Genomic DNA, 16,136 nt, shown 5'->3' on the forward strand with positions numbered 1-16,136 from the left:
TATAAACGAATTCTTTCACGAACACTCACTATCTTCGCGTAAAATAAAAGGGAATAAAAATGACTTTCAATTACGACGTAATAGTAGTAGGCGCAGGACATGCCGGCTGTGAAGCCGCCGCCGCCGCGGCGAATCTAGGATCAAAGACGCTTTTGATCACGATGGACATGAACAAGATCGCCCAGATGAGTTGTAACCCGGCAGTCGGGGGAATCGCCAAAGGACAGATCGTACGAGAGATCGATGCGCTAGGCGGATATATGGGAATCGTGACCGACCAGACCGCTATCCAATTCCGTATGTTAAACCGTAGCAAAGGACCGGCCATGTGGAGCCCGCGTGCCCAAAGCGACCGTGCCCGTTTTATCGATTGCTGGCGGGGCATACTGGAGAATATGCCGAATCTATCCATCTGGCAGGATATGGTTCAAGAACTGATTATCGAGCATGGACAAGTCTGCGGCGTTCGTACGGGAATGAATGTCGTATTCCGTGCCGGAGCGGTGGTGCTTACGAACGGGACCTTCCTAAACGGCCTGCTTCATATCGGAAGAACCCAGATACGGGGCGGACGTATCGCCGAGCCTGCGGCGACCGGACTTACCGAGCAACTTATCTCTTTAGGTATCCAAACAGATCGCATGAAAACCGGAACACCGGTCCGTATCGATGGCCGGAGCGTTCACTTCGATGAAATGGAGGAACAACCGGGGGAGAACGATTTCCATAAGTTCTCCTACATGGATACCAGTCATCGTAAATTAAAACAATTGAGTTGCTGGACTACCTTTACGAACGAGACTTGCCACGATATATTACGGGAAGGTCTCCCCGACTCTCCTCTTTATAATGGACAGATCAAAAGTATCGGTCCCCGTTATTGTCCTAGTATCGAAACGAAAATCGTGACGTTCGCCGACAAGACGCAACATCAACTATTCCTAGAGCCGGAAGGCGAGACCACGCAGGAATACTACCTAAATGGCTTCTCCTCTTCCCTACCCTTGGATATCCAGCTTCGTGCGCTCCAAGCGATCCCCGCTTTCCGTGACGTGCAAATCTATCGTCCCGGATATGCGATTGAATACGATTTCTTCGACCCGACTCAGCTAAGACACAATTTGGAGACCAAACAAATCCGAAATCTTTTCTTCGCCGGACAGATCAACGGGACTACCGGATACGAGGAAGCCGGCGGACAAGGTTTGGTAGCGGGTATCAACGCCCACATCAATTGCCACGGCGGACAACCTTTTATCCTCGGAAGGGATGAGGCTTATATCGGTGTCCTTATCGATGATTTGGTAACAAAAGGCGTAGACGAGCCTTACCGTATGTTTACCTCTCGTGCGGAGTACCGCATCTTACTGCGCCAAGACGACGCAGATATGCGACTCACCGAGAAATCCTACCAAATGGGATTGGCCAAACAAGACCGCTACGATTTACTGCGAGAGAAAAAAGAGAGCCGTGACGCTATCATCCGTTTTGCGGAGACCTACTCCGTAAAGCCTCAATATATAAATAGCGGTTTGGAGAAACTGGGCACAGCCCCCCTATCCCATGGTTGCAAATTATTCGATGTCGTACTCCGTCCGCAGACTACCTTGGAGAACCTTGCGGATCTAGTTCCGGCCCTTCGTGCGGAGCTGGACAAAGTCCCGGCCTCTCGTAAGGAAGAGATCATCGAGGCCGCCGAGATATTGATTAAGTATAGCGGCTACATCAAACGAGAGCAAATCATAGCGGACAAGATAAACCGCTTAGAGAATATCCGGATCAAGGGTAAATTCGATTACAATTCTATCCAGTCTTTATCTACGGAAGCCCGCCAGAAATTGACCCGGATAGACCCCGACACGATCGCTCAAGCGAGCCGCATCCCGGGTATTTCCCCTAGCGACATCAACATCCTTTTGGTACTGCTCGGAAGATAAAACACGAAATGTTCCACGTGAAACATATTAAAGGAGATATTCAAATGAATGAAGCTAAAACACTGGTTATACGAGGAAATCTGGTAGATATAATCAACAGGCGCACCTTTGGGGCAGAGATTTCAATTCAAAACGGGCGCATCAAAAAGGTAATCCCTACCGGACAAGATGAGGGATCTTACCTCCTCCCCGGCTTTATTGACGCGCATGTCCATATAGAGAGTAGCATGGTAACCCCTGCGGCATTCATTCACGCAGCCGTACGCCATGGCAGTATCGGTGCCGTGGCGGACCCTCATGAGATAGCGAATGTAATGGGTACCGAAGGAGTCGAATATATGCTCGACAACGCGAAAGGGATTCCTTTCTACACATGGTTCGGTGTCCCATCTTGCGTACCGGCTACGATTATGGAAACCTCCGGTGCGATCATAGACGCAGACGAAACCGCTCGTTTGTTGGAACGAGAGGATCTACACTTCTTGGCAGAGATGATGAATTACCCCGGAGTCTTAAATAAAGATCCGGAAGTTATGCGCAAAATAGAAGCCGCGAAAAACGCAGGGAAACCCATCGACGGACATTATCCCCTAGCAACAGGCCCCAAGCTAAAGGCATATATCGAGTCTGGCATTTCCACCGATCATGAAACCATCTATCTAGAAAAAGGCCGTGAAAAATGTGAGCTTGGGATGCATGTCCTTATTCGGGAAGGAAGCGCGGCGAAAAACTTTGACGCACTTCATCCGCTATTGAAAGAGTATCCCGAACAAATCATGTTCTGTACGGATGACGCGCATCCTTCGTTTTTAAACAAAGGACACATAAATAGGATGGTAAAAAAATCGCTGGATTTAGGATATGATCTATATGATGTATTACGGGCCGCTTCCTATAATCCGGCCATGCACTATAAAATTCCCGCAGGTTTCTTACGAGAGGGAGACTCCGCCGATTTTATCCAAGTAGACAATTTAAAGGATCTAACCATACAGGCAACCTATATACAAGGAACCTGTGTATACGATGGGGAAAAATGCACGCTTCCACTCCAAAAGCCTATACATCGTAATAATTTCCACACGAAACCGATCACATTAGAAAAGCTAGCGGTAAAAGCGAAAGGGGAACAGATGCGTGTCATTGTTTGCGAAGACAGCGAATTAATCACGAAAGAAGAACTATATCCTGTACATACATTCGATGGATTTGTAGAATCGGATACAGAACGAGACATTTTAAAACTCGTCATTCTAAATCGCTATCAAACGGCTCCTCCGGCTATTGCCTTTATAAAAGGAACAGGGCTCAAGCTCGGTGCCATCGCTCAAAGTATTTCCCACGATAGCCATAACATCATCGCTATAGGCGTAACCGATTTCGAGCTTATGCAAGCGATCAATGCGGTAATAAAGGCTAAAGGTGGAATCGCAGTAAGCAGTATGGACGAAGTCACTCTCCTGCCCTTGCCGGTAGCGGGATTGATGAGCGACGAATCATTGGAAGAGACGAGCCGCCGTTACGAAGAGATCGAGGAAAAGATCAAACGGTTAAAGACCCCGATGGATTCATTACAAATGACGCTTTCTTTTATGGGATTGCTGGTGATCCCATCCTTGAAACTTAGCAACAAAGGTTTGTTCAATAGCGAGACATTCCAATTTACTTCCCTATTCGTATGATAGCCGATAAAGACGAACATATCAAGACGATCCTATCGGTCATTCCGGAAAAGCCGGGATGCTACCAGTATTTCGATGAAAACGGAACGATTATATACGTCGGCAAGGCGAAGAACCTAAAACGACGGGTATCCTCTTATTTCAACAAGGTACATGACAGCAATAAGACACGTGTGTTAGTCAAACAAATCCGGGATATCAAATATATAGTCGTCGATACGGAAGAAGACGCGTTACTACTGGAAAACAACCTCATCAAACAGTATCGTCCCCGCTATAACGTATTATTGAAGGACGACAAAACCTACCCTTCCATCGTGGTAAAGAACGAGTACTTTCCCCGGGTTTTCCAAACCCGGAACATCGTTCGGGACGGATCACAATATTACGGTCCTTATCCCTCTTTGTTCACGGCGAAAGTGATGCTACAGATGCTAAAGGAACTTTACCCATTACGCACTTGCAAATATCCCCTCACTCCCGAATCCATCGCACAAGGACGCTATAAGGTTTGTCTGGAATACCATATCAAGCGTTGTAAAGGGCCTTGTGAAGGCTTGCAATCATTGGAAGAATACCAGCAAAATATTTCCGAGATCAAAGAGATTCTGCGAGGCAACATCTCGCAAATCAGCAAACACCTCTATGAGGAGATGCAATCGCTCGCTGCCGAGCTCAAGTTCGAGGAAGCGCAAAAGATCAAGGAAAAATACGAAGTCATCGAGAACTACCGTTCTAAATCTACGGTCGTAACCCCGATGCTACATAATATAGATGTATTCACGATCATAGAGAATGACCATTCCGCTTATGTAAACTTTATGCATATCGGAAACGGGGCGATCGTACAAGCCTATACATTCGAGTATAAAAAACGATTGGACGAAAGCAAGGAGGAATTGTTAAGCCTAGGCATTATCGAGATGCGGAATCGTTTTAAAAGCACCGCCCGGGAGATTATCGTACCCTTCAAGCTGGACATGCAGCTAGAGAATGTCACTTTCACCATTCCCCAAAGAGGAGATAAAAAGAAACTGCTTGATTTATCCGAGATGAACGTTAAGCAGTTTAAGGTAGACCGCTTGAAGCAAGCGGAAAAGTTGAATCCGGAACAACGGAATACCCGTATCTTGAAAGAGATCCAAGAGGCCTTGCATCTGGAAAAACTGCCCGCTCATATCGAATGTTTCGATAATTCAAACATACAGGGAAGCGATGCGGTAGCGGCTTGCGTGGTATTCAAGATGGGGAAACCGTCCAAGCAGGAGTATCGTAAATACAATATAAAGACCGTAGTCGGTCCGGATGATTACGCCTCCATGAAAGAAGTCGTCCGTAGGCGTTACGGGCGAGCGATCGAGGAGCGATCTCCCCTACCCGACTTGATTATAACAGACGGTGGAAAGGGGCAAATGGAAGTGGTTCGCTCGGTGGTAGAAGATGAATTAGGCTTGTCCATTCCAATCGCCGGACTAGCGAAAGATGGTAAGCACCGAACCTCGGAGTTATTATTCGGGTTCCCACCCGTAACCGTTGGCATGCGTTTGGACAGTCCGCTATTCCATCTGCTTACCCGGATACAAGACGAGGTACACCGTTTCGCCATCACTTTCCACAAGGATAAACGAAGTAAGACCCAGACAAAATCCGAATTAGACACCATTAAGGGTATCGGTGAAAAGACAAAAGTATTACTTTTACGTCACTTTAAAAGCGTAAAACGAATCAAGGAAGCAAGCTTCGAGGAACTGAAATCCGTGATTGGCGAGGCGAAAGCCAAGGCACTACAAGAGGGACTGGATGGAAAGCGAACAGAAAGCGAACAAAAATAGAACAAAAGCGAACAAAAAGCGAACAAGATGAGAACAGTTACACAACGTGTGCAGCACGCTTCCGTCACGATAGACGGACAGCTTAAGTCCAAAATTGGAAAGGGGCTATTGGTATTAGTCGGTATCGAGGACAAGGATACGCAAGAAGACATTGAATGGTTGGCAAAAAAGATCACCAACCTACGCATATTTGACGATGAAAACGGGGTCATGAACCGCTCGGTTATCGAAGCGGGAGGCGAAATCATGGTTGTCAGCCAATTTACCTTACACGCCTCTACGAAAAAAGGGAACCGCCCCTCCTACTTAAAAGCGTCTAAACCGGATATCGCCATTCCGATGTATAAAGCTTTTTGCGAAGAGGTAGGGCTTCAACTCGGAAAACCTGTACAAACCGGAACATTCGGAGCTGATATGAAAATTGAACTTTTAAACGACGGGCCGGTTACTATTATTATCGACTCTCAAAATAAAGAATAAGTATGGCAGATATAACCTTACAACAAGCCCAGCAAATGGTAGACGCTTGGATCAAGACCTATGGGGTCCGTTATTTCAATGAGCTTACCAATATGACCATCCTCACCGAGGAAGTGGGCGAGCTAGCCCGGATCATGGCACGTACCTACGGTGAGCAGTCTTTCAAGGAAAGTGACAAACACCGGGATTTAGGCGATGAAATGGCAGATGTCTTATGGGTACTGCTTTGCCTCGCCAACCAGACCGGAGTAGATCTTACCGCCGCTTTCGAGAAGAATCTCCAAAAGAAAACAGACCGAGATAAAGAACGACATATAAACAATCAAAAACTATAAGCATATGGCACATCATCACGATTGCGAATGTGGACATGATCATCATCATGAACATGAACACGAATCAAATTCCGTACAGATAGACCGTTATCATGAAGCTTTCAATAAGTTTGAGCCGGCCCTGCCGGATACCCAGACCACTGAGACTGTAAACGCTCTTTTAGAGAAACATTTCCAAGAAAACTTTACACCGGAAGTATTGAAAACGATTCATGGTTGCATCGACTTGACCTCATTAACCAGTCTGGATACCAAAGAAAGTATCTGGAAGATGGTAGACACGGTAAATGATTTCGAGGGAACTCGTCCGGATGTCCCGAACGTAGCCGCTATTTGCGTCTATCCCCTATTCGTGGAAACGGTTAAGCAGGCACTTACTGCACAAGAGGTTAAGATCGCGTCGGTTGCCGGAGGTTTTCCATCCTCACAGACATTTACGGAAGTCAAGATCGCCGAAACGGCCATGGCCGTCATGCAAGGAGCCGATGAAATCGACGTTGTCATGAACCTAGGCTACTTCATGGAAGACAATTTCGAGGAACTGACGGAAGAATTACAAGAGATCAAAGAGAGCTGTCGCCACGCCCATTTAAAGGTAATCTTAGAGACCGGAGCTTTAGTCACAGCGGAGAACATCCAAAAGGCATCCATCCTAGCCATGTATTCCGGTGCGGACTTCATCAAGACCTCCACGGGTAAAGGATACCCGGGAGCCACTTTCGAGGCCGCCTATACCATGTGCAAAGCCATCAAAACCTACCATTCCATCACCGGAAACAAGGTTGGCATCAAGATCTCCGGAGGCGTACGCACGGCGGAAGACGCAGTTCGATATTATACGATCGTAAAGGAAATACTGGGCAACGAATGGCTGAACAAGGATTTGTTCCGTATAGGAGCGAGCAGTCTGGTCGGTGATATAGAAAAACGACTCGGGAAATAGTCCATTCTAATAAACCGGGCGCAGATGACTTAGAATCCTGTGTCCGGTAAGCACTCTCAAAGTCAGTTAACTTACCTTAGCATCGAAGTTAACTGACTTCGTCAAGTAAGTTAACTTCATTGGCTATTGAAGCATACTTACTTTTTTACTAACAAGAGCCATCTCTCTACAACTAATAGATAAAGGAATTTCTATTTGGAGCGAGTCATAATATAATCCGCCAACTGGATCAAGGATGTCCGTGCCCCGGATTCTGGCAATCTCAAAAGAACATCGACCGCCTTATCATGATATTCCTTCATGCGGGCCTCGGCATATTCGATTCCACCGTTCGCCTTGGCAAACTCAATCAAAGAATCGACATTCTCCGCCGCGAAATCCTTCCGTAAAATCATATCCAAATAACGGGCGGCCTCCTCTTCCCTACCCTGCCGCAAGGCATATAATAATGGAAGCGTAACCTTACCCTCACGAATGTCATTTCCCGTCGGCTTACCGATATTCGCCTCCTTGAAATAATCAAAGATATCATCCTTGATCTGGAAGCAATACCCCAGATACTCGCCAAACTCACGGCAAAGAGCGATCACCTCCGCAGAGGCGCCCGATGAAATGGCCCCAATCTCCGTGCAAGCGGAAAGCAAGGTAGCCGTCTTCTTCTTGATAACTTGCAGATAACAATTCTCGTCTAAGATACTCTCCTCGGCGGTCTCCAATTGCTTGATCTCACCTTCGGACAAGTCTCTGCCTAAATTAGAGATAATCCCGACAATCCGCAAATCGCCGGTTTGTATGGAACGGATCAAAGCGGTAGAAAGCACATAATCACCTACCAACACGGAAATACGGTTATCGAAGATAGCGTTCAATGAGGGAACGCCACGACGTTGCTTCGTCTCATCGATCACGTCATCGTGAATCAATGTAGCGGTATGCAAAAGCTCCAGCAAAACAGCGGAATTGATCGTGTTATCCGTAACCTGTCCACAGACCTTGGCGGTAAGGAGCACCAATAACGGACGCACATGCTTCCCGGTAGAATTCAGTATAACGTCGATAGCCGATTGTAACCGGGTCGTCTCGCTGCGTAGAGATGCCTCGAAATCCTTATTGAAACGTTCAAATTCAGCGGAAACCGGTTCTTCTATTTTCCTTCTTTCATCCATAATTCCATGCAAAGATTCGCAAAAGTAACAAAAACTATCGAGTAAGCGAGTTTTTTCGTACATTTACCCAGATTTTGTCCCACTAAAACGTGTTAAAAGTAATGAAGTTATTCCTTATAGATGCGTATGCGTTAATTTATCGCTCCTATTACGCCTTCATCAAGAATCCGCGTATCAACTCCAAGGGTGTGAATACCTCCGCCATTTTCGGTTTTATCAACAGTCTGGAGGATGTATTAAAACGTGAGAACCCGACTCATATAGCGGTGGCCTTTGACCCGAAGGGACCGACCTTCCGCCATGAGGCCTTCGAGCAATACAAGGCACAACGGGAAGAGACGCCGGAAGTGATCCGTCAATCCGTCCCTATCATTAAAGAAATCATAGAGGCTTACAATATTCCGATTCTGGAAGTACCCCGCTACGAGGCGGACGATGTGATCGGCACCGTGTCCAAACAGGCGGAGAAGGAAGGCTTCGAGGTGTACATGATGACGCCGGATAAAGATTACGGCCAATTGGTGTCCGAACATATATTTATGTATCGTCCGAAATTCGGAGGCGATTACGAGATCATGGGCGTGCCCGAGGTCTTAAACAAGTACGGCCTCACGAGTACGGAGCAAGTGATCGACTTGCTGGGACTGATGGGCGACGCTTCCGATAATATCCCCGGCTGTCCGGGTGTCGGCGAGAAGACCGCTCAAAAACTACTGACCGAATTCGGAAGCATCGAGAACCTGTTAGCGAACACTGATAAGTTGAAAGGCGCACAAAAGAAGAAGGTGGAGGAGAACGCCGAGCAAATCCGTTTTTCCAAATTCTTGGCGACGATCAAGACGGATGTCCCTATCAAGTTCGATGCCGCCCGTTGCATTCGTGAAAAGCCAAACGAAGAGCGGCTGACTGAGATTTACACAGAATTGGAATTTAGAACATTTATTAACAAACTAAGTTCTGAGCCGGTCAAAGCCGCTCCGAAAGGTCCCGTTCAAGGCGATTTGTTCGCGATTTTTACGCCCGAGAGTACGGAAGAGCCCAAAAAATCGATTCTCACGGACTTAAAGTCCACCCCCCATAACTATTATTTAACTGATACAGAGGAAAAACAAGCCGATTTAGCCCGCTTTTTATTGGGTCAAGAATTTTTCGCCTTTGACACGGAAACCGACGGTATCGATCCCTTGAAAGCCGGATTGGTCGGAATGTCGTTCGCCGTGAAAGAAAACGAGGCTTGGTATGTCCCTGTTCCCGCCAACTCAGTAGAGGCGGCGAAAGTAGTGGAACGCTTCTCCCCTGCCCTGCAAAATCCGAAATCATTAAAGATCGGGCAAAACATCAAATTCGATATTTTGGTACTTCGTAAATACAACGTGAAGGTAGCCGGTCCTCTGTTCGATACGATGATCGCCCATTACCTGCTGAATCCGGAATTGCGGCACGGAATGGATTACCTAGCGGAGACCTACCTCAAGTACCAGACCGTCCACATCGAGGAACTGATCGGCCCAAAAGGAAAGAACCAGTTATCGATGCGAAACGTACCCGTGGAGCAAATCGCCGAATACGCCGCCGAGGACGCGGACATCACGCTCAAGCTAAAGAATTATTTCGCGCCCGAGTTAAAGAAGGAAGGACTGGAATCCCTCTTCACCACGATCGAGATGCCATTAATATATGTATTAGCGGAAATGGAGGCCACCGGCGTCACGCTGGATACGGTAGCGCTTAAGCAATCTTCGGGGGAACTTACCGCCTCCATGAACAAACTGGAGCAAGAGGTTTACGAGCTGGCCGGCACGGAATTCAACATCAACTCCACGAAACAGGTCGGCGAAATCCTTTTCGACCGCTTGAAGCTGGACGAGAAAGCGAAGAAGACCAAAACTGGCGGTTACAGTACCAGCGAGGATGTATTGGAGAAACTTCGCAGCAAACATCCCATCATCGGCAAGCTCCTTGAATACCGCGGACTTAAAAAGTTATTAAGTACCTATATCGACGCTCTACCCGAGTTGATCAATCCGCAGACCGGAAAGATACATACCTCTTTCAACCAAGCGGTAACATCTACCGGACGCCTCAGCTCTACCAATCCGAACCTGCAAAACATTCCGGTACGGGACGATCTGGGCCGTGAGATCCGTAAGGCATTTATCCCGGACAATACGGATTGCCTCTTCTTCTCGGCCGACTACTCCCAGATCGAGCTTCGTATCATGGCCCACCTGAGCGGTGACCCGCATATGATCGAGGCTTTCCAAAGCGGAGCGGATATCCACGCCGCCACAGCCGCCAAGATCTACGGAATCCCGGTAGAAGAAGTAACCAGTGATATGCGCCGGAAGGCGAAAACCGCCAACTTCGGTATCATCTACGGCATCTCCGTCTTCGGGCTCGCCGAGCGTCTGGGCATCCCTCGTTCTGAGTCCAAGGAACTGATAGACGGTTATTTCAGCACCTACCCCCGCATCAAGGAATACATGGAGGAGAGCATCAAGGTAGCCAAGGAAAAAGGATACGTAGAGACCATTTTCAAGCGCAAGCGTTTCCTTCCGGATATCAACTCACACAACGCCGTCGTACGCGGCTATGCCGAGCGAAACGCGATCAATGCCCCTATCCAAGGGAGCGCCGCCGATATCATCAAACTAGCGATGGTACGCATTTACGAACGCTTTGAGGAAGAGGGATTGAAAAGCAAGATGATCCTCCAAGTACACGATGAGTTAAACTTCAATGTCTACAAAGAGGAAGCCGAGGAGGTAAAGAAAATCGTGCTGGAGGAAATGGAAAACGTCATGAAACTACAAGTCCCCTTAATCGCCGATTGCGGCGAGGGAGAGAACTGGTTGGAGGCGCATTAAAATAATGCCGGAATTCCCCTTAAAAAAACATGTACGTGTTTTCCGAAAAACATGTACGACTTTTTCCAAAAACACGTACGTGTTTTTTTAAGACCATAACAGCCTAAGTAAAAACAACAGGGTGTCCTAAATCGCCGGAAGCTTTTTAGGACACCCTATTTATTAGTGATCAAAAGGAACTCTTATTGCTTATAAATCTTCTTAGAGATTATTCCATCCGCCGTCTTTATACGTAAGATATAATGCCCGGAAGGTATCGACAAGGTAGTCGTATATTGTTTCCGGCTATCTATGGTAGTTCCCCAGACAGACGCGCCGTCGTAAGTATAAAGCATCATATTTTCTATCGCCACATCCGATTGAACCGATAATAGGCCGGAAGCGGAATCAAACGCATATTCCAAATCCGAGACAGACGGCTCGGTAACCTCATTAGAAACCACTAGCGAACCATCGATCTTTAGGCAGAACGTACGATAGCTTTCACGGATATCCGTATACTTGGTTTCCCACAGCTCACTCAAGTCACCTTGGTAAGTAGCCATTACGGCAAGCATATCACCAATACCCCAATCAAACGAGCCACTATAAGATACCGTCTGGCTCTTCCCTGCCGGAATCTCCAGCCAATTATTCACCTCCCAACTGTAATCGTCTATCGAGAGATTAGGATCTCGCACGTAAAGGCCGGCCGTACCTTGGAAATTCGTTTTTTGCTTGTTATAGAAAGTCACCTCAAAGGTAGCGGTCCCACTTTCCGCATCATACTCGACCTTTACAGGATCGGCGGTCAAGCTATTCCGTGCCTGTGAGAAAGAAATAACGCTATCCTTCACATCCAACAAGATATAATCATACGGATGATTTACCGAACGGATCGGACGTAAGATGCTATCTCCTTCCATTCCTCCCAGTACGTACATATACAGAGTAGCCGTAGTATCCGGGATACCTAGGGACTCACAAAGGAAATCTTTCGTTATATAATTACCTAGCTGAAAGTCCGCGATCGTATCTAAAAATGCCGCTTCGCTAACAGGCAACTCCACCGCCTCATTCTCTTCGAAAAAGGCTAATGTATGGACATAGCTCCCATCTTGCCCCAAGTTAAATAGGTTATAAGTAATCGGAAACTTCTCACCAAGCTTGATACTTTCAATATCTTTAGTACCCAAAGAACTGATCGTTAACAACTTCACAGGCTTCGAGTCATCAGACGGTTTGCGGATACCCGTGATCATGGCTTGGCGTTCATTGTAAGTACGTAAATTATCGCCAATCGCACCTAACTCAAAATATCCACTGCCAAACCAGCCCGTATTTAAATGGAAAAGTCCGCTCCGATTATAGCCATCGCAAACAAATGCCCATTTATAGGCCTGATTATTTTCTCCGCTACCTCCTTCATAATAAACCGGACGTTGAGCGGCTAGTTCCGTTTTCAGCAGATCCGTCCATTCTTTTCCGGAAAAGAAGGTCCTATCATACAATTGTATATTCTTATCATATCCAAAATTATTAATGAAAGCCTTCCGTACATCTTCTTTATTAGCCCCCATATCCCATTCATAATTCATATAGGCAGCCGCTCCACAATGAAAAATCAGCGTGGAAACAGCCTCTATCTCATCCCAAGAGGAAGACTCATCAAGAGTAGCAGGCATATTTTCCCAATCATACGTTGTATGCCCAAAATTAGCGGAAACAACCAACGTACTTCCCGGATTCTTATAATTTACGTTACCCATACCGCTTTTCGGATATTGATAATAATTCATGATCTGCGCCATAGCGACACCTTCCCCACCCGCAAAAGTTAGAACATCATTGACAACCGGGCACATCTCATTGTAGGGAGCATCATCCTTCCATTCCGTTTTAATCAAAGGGATCACCGCCTCTGGAAACCGTGAAGAAGCCTCAACACTATCCACCGCTAGAGGCATCCCGGACCGTAACGCCTTTACATAATGGATATACATACGCATAAAATTCTCCATCGTAGCGGACAGACCTTTCTCCGGCAAAGCCCCCTTATCGGATATACCCAATAACTGCTTTCCACGATCTTCTCCGGATACGATTACAAAACCTTGGTTATCCCCTACGTTATACAGGTAAAGTAAGGCATTCTCCACACTCGAGGAACGTAATTTAGAAGGGGCCTCGATGCCTTCCTCCGTCCCTACGTAGGCCAACTTAAACTCAGGAAAAGAACCGGCCCTCAACACCGAGGTATTCTCCATCGAATACTGTTGCTGGGCAATCCGGAGCGCTTCGGCCGAACCTATCGGATCAGCCGAAAGTGTTTGTACACATAGCGTAGCACAAGCTAACAAAGCCAAGTAGACGTGTTTCATTGACATAAAGTTTTGAATGAATATTAAATACTAATACATACAAAGTTATCAAAAGCTTTCAAATTCTTTCTATACATAGGCAAGTCTCTACGCTAATTCATGCAAGAAAATTATGACAAATTAGCCAAAGGATCAGTAAATCTAATAGTATGATGAGAATCTTGTCTAAATTTCCATATTGATTTCCTACATTTACAGACTTAATGTAACGAAATTATGATTAACACTTTAACATCTTTGCGATTTATATTCGCCATGATGGTTTTTGGGGCGCACTGTTATGTAATAGATAATCACTTCGATATCCATTTTTTCAAGGAGGGATTTGTAGGGGTTAGTTTCTTTTTCATGCTAAGCGGTTTTATTATAGCGTACAATTATCAAAAGAAATTTAGTGAGAATAAGATCACCAAACGCACTTTTTGGATAGCACGCATCGCCCGTATTTATCCCTTACACTGGCTGACCTTATTGATTGCCGTCGCTTTAGGAAACTATGTAATAGCATCGGGAACTATAGATTGGTGCAAGCATTTCCTCGCCTTACTCACATTGACAAACGCCTATATACCAAAAGACAATTACTTTTTTTCATTCAACAGCCCTTCGTGGAGTTTATGTTGTGAACAGCTTTTCTATATTTGTTTTCCTTTCCTTATAGCATTCACGAAAGACTACAGAAAATTACTTAGCATTTTCTTGATTTGCACGATATTGAGCATTGTCGGTATGTATTTTACTCCTATGGAAAGTATAAAAGGATATTGGTATGTTAATCCAATCACCCGACTTCCAGATTTTATAGCCGGGATGCTATTATTTCAATTATACGACTATTTGAAAACCAAGAATATCACCTCCAGCCAAGGAAGTATCATCGAGATCGCGTCAATAGCATTATTCTTAAGTTTCTATCTGTATGCCGCTGAAATCCCCAAAGTATACCGATACTCCTGCTATTACTGGCTTCCCATCGCGTTTATCCTAATAAGTTTTTCCTTGCAAAAAGGTATAGTCTCACGACTATTATCTAACCGCCTCTTAGTGATTGGCGGAGAAATCAGTTACAGTTTCTATTTGATTCATCTTTTTGTACTGCTCTCTTATGCTAAATGGCAAAAAGAAAGCGACTTTCATATAGACTGGTACATCTCGATCCCGCTTCTATTTTGTGTCATAATCCTGTTGAGCCTGCTTTCTTACTACCATTTCGAGAAGCCTATGAACAAACTCGTTAAAACATTATTAAACAAACAATCGATGAGGCAACCGGTTAAGCATGAAGAGAAAGCCTAAGAAAATAACCGTATCAGCCTAAAATTGATTATCTTTGCGAACTCAAAACAAGTCGCTTGGAGCGACTATATAACAGATTGATAATAAAAAATACGATAATAATATGGCATTACAATGTGGCATTGTGGGACTTCCGAACGTAGGAAAGTCTACCCTTTTCAATTGTCTATCCAACGCGAAGGCACAATCAGCGAACTTTCCGTTCTGTACGATCGAACCGAATGTAGGCGTGATCACCGTACCCGACGAGCGACTGAATAAACTAGCGGAAATCGAACATCCGCAGCGAGTGATCCCCACCACCGTAGAGATCGTGGATATCGCCGGATTGGTGAAAGGGGCGAGTAAAGGCGAGGGATTAGGCAATAAGTTCTTGGCTAATATCCGTGAGACAGACGCTATCTTGCACGTATTGCGTTGCTTCGACGACGATAATATCGTACACGTGGACGGACGTGTAGACCCGGTCCGTGATAAGGAGATCATTGACTATGAGCTTCAGATCAAGGATTTGGAAACGATAGACAGCCGTATCGCCAAGGTGCAGAAACAAGCGCAAACCGGAGGTGATAAGCAAGCCAAGATCGCTTACGAGGTACTTTGTAAATACAAAGAGGCTTTAGAACAAGGAAAAAGCGCACGTACCGTTTCTTTTGATACGAAAGACGAGGAACGCATTGCCCACGATTTATTCTTGCTGACGGATAAACCTGTCATGTATGTTTGTAACGTGGATGAGGCTAGCGCCGTAAACGGCAATAAATATGTAGATGCCGTACGCGAGGCGGTTAAAGACGAGGATGCCCAGATTCTAGTAGTCGCCGCTAAGATCGAGAGCGAGATCGCTGAGTTCGATACCTATGAGGAACGCCAGATGTTCTTACAAGAGATCGGATTGGAAGAGTCTGGCGTAAGCCGTTTGATTAAATCGGCTTATAAATTATTGAATCTGCAAACCTTCTTGACCGCCGGACCGGACGAATGTCGTGCGTGGACGTTCCATAAAGGCTGGAAAGCTCCTCAATGCGCCGGTGTTATCCATACGGACTTCGAAAAAGGATTTATCCGTGCCGAGGTGATCAAGTACGAGGATTATATCGCTTATGGCTCCGAGGCTGCTGTTAAAGAGGCCGGAAAGATGAGCGTTGAAGGTAAGGAATATGTTGTGCAAGATGGAGATATCATGCATTTCCGTTTCAATGTATAAAGAGTAATCGAAATAAATTATATCTTTGAAA

The 16,136-nt window shown here is 45.9% G+C and carries 11 protein-coding genes; 9 read left to right on the forward strand and 2 right to left on the reverse strand.

Annotation, left to right across the window (positions count from 1 at the left end; all coding sequences use genetic code 11):
* Positions 1 to 59 precede the first annotated feature (59 nt).
* From mnmG to deoC, 6 genes are read left to right on the forward strand one after another with little or no spacing between them, the layout of a single operon-like run.
* The gene (gene mnmG, locus D7V92_RS10270) at positions 60 to 1,937 is read left to right on the forward strand and encodes a tRNA uridine-5-carboxymethylaminomethyl(34) synthesis enzyme MnmG (RefSeq protein ID WP_005863809.1); all 1,878 of its coding nucleotides are present in this window, start codon (positions 60 to 62) and stop codon (positions 1,935 to 1,937) included.
* A gap of 44 nt (positions 1,938 to 1,981) precedes the next feature.
* A complete protein-coding gene (ade, locus tag D7V92_RS10275) occupies positions 1,982 to 3,619 on the forward strand; it encodes an adenine deaminase (RefSeq protein WP_034531878.1) in 1,638 nt (545 codons plus the stop codon).
* Positions 3,616 to 5,451 (forward strand): excinuclease ABC subunit UvrC, encoded by a 1,836-nt coding sequence (gene uvrC / locus D7V92_RS10280; RefSeq protein ID WP_005860442.1) that lies wholly within the window; start codon positions 3,616 to 3,618, stop codon positions 5,449 to 5,451. Before ade ends, uvrC begins: the two co-directional genes overlap by 4 nt.
* 27 nt (positions 5,452 to 5,478) lie before the next feature.
* Positions 5,479 to 5,931, forward strand: coding sequence for a D-aminoacyl-tRNA deacylase (gene dtd / locus D7V92_RS10285; RefSeq protein WP_005860440.1), 453 nt, complete (start codon positions 5,479 to 5,481; stop codon positions 5,929 to 5,931).
* A 2-nt stretch (positions 5,932 to 5,933) separates the two neighbouring features.
* Entirely contained in the window at positions 5,934 to 6,266 is a 333-nt protein-coding gene (locus D7V92_RS10290; RefSeq protein ID WP_008778912.1) for a nucleotide pyrophosphohydrolase, read from the forward strand.
* A 4-nt stretch (positions 6,267 to 6,270) separates the two neighbouring features.
* Complete coding sequence (gene deoC, locus D7V92_RS10295; protein WP_121772817.1) at positions 6,271 to 7,209, forward strand: deoxyribose-phosphate aldolase; 939 nt, start codon at positions 6,271 to 6,273, stop codon at positions 7,207 to 7,209.
* A gap of 191 nt (positions 7,210 to 7,400) precedes the next feature.
* On the opposite strand, the gene D7V92_RS10300 is transcribed toward deoC, so the two are convergent.
* Positions 7,401 to 8,375, reverse strand: a complete 975-nt coding sequence (locus D7V92_RS10300) for a polyprenyl synthetase family protein (RefSeq protein WP_008773223.1) — start codon at positions 8,373 to 8,375, stop codon at positions 7,401 to 7,403.
* Between the two features lie 101 nt (positions 8,376 to 8,476).
* Here D7V92_RS10300 and polA point away from each other — a divergent pair, with 101 nt between their 5' ends.
* Complete coding sequence (gene polA, locus D7V92_RS10305; protein ID WP_005860432.1) at positions 8,477 to 11,242, forward strand: DNA polymerase I; 2,766 nt, start codon at positions 8,477 to 8,479, stop codon at positions 11,240 to 11,242.
* Positions 11,243 to 11,424: 182 nt separating this feature from the next.
* Here polA and D7V92_RS10310 read toward each other — a convergent pair whose 3' ends face one another.
* Entirely contained in the window at positions 11,425 to 13,602 is a 2,178-nt protein-coding gene (locus D7V92_RS10310; protein ID WP_233572830.1) for a thiol protease/hemagglutinin PrtT, read from the reverse strand.
* A gap of 216 nt (positions 13,603 to 13,818) precedes the next feature.
* Here D7V92_RS10310 and D7V92_RS10315 point away from each other — a divergent pair, with 216 nt between their 5' ends.
* Entirely contained in the window at positions 13,819 to 14,898 is a 1,080-nt protein-coding gene (locus tag D7V92_RS10315; protein WP_121772819.1) for an acyltransferase, read from the forward strand.
* Positions 14,899 to 15,001: 103 nt separating this feature from the next.
* Positions 15,002 to 16,105, forward strand: a complete 1,104-nt coding sequence (ychF, locus tag D7V92_RS10320) for a redox-regulated ATPase YchF (protein WP_005863784.1) — start codon at positions 15,002 to 15,004, stop codon at positions 16,103 to 16,105.
* The last annotated feature ends 31 nt before the right edge of the window (positions 16,106 to 16,136 follow it).

The sequence above is a fragment of the Parabacteroides sp. CH2-D42-20 genome (assembly GCF_003670185.1).
Lineage (GTDB): Bacteria > Bacteroidota > Bacteroidia > Bacteroidales > Tannerellaceae > Parabacteroides > Parabacteroides distasonis.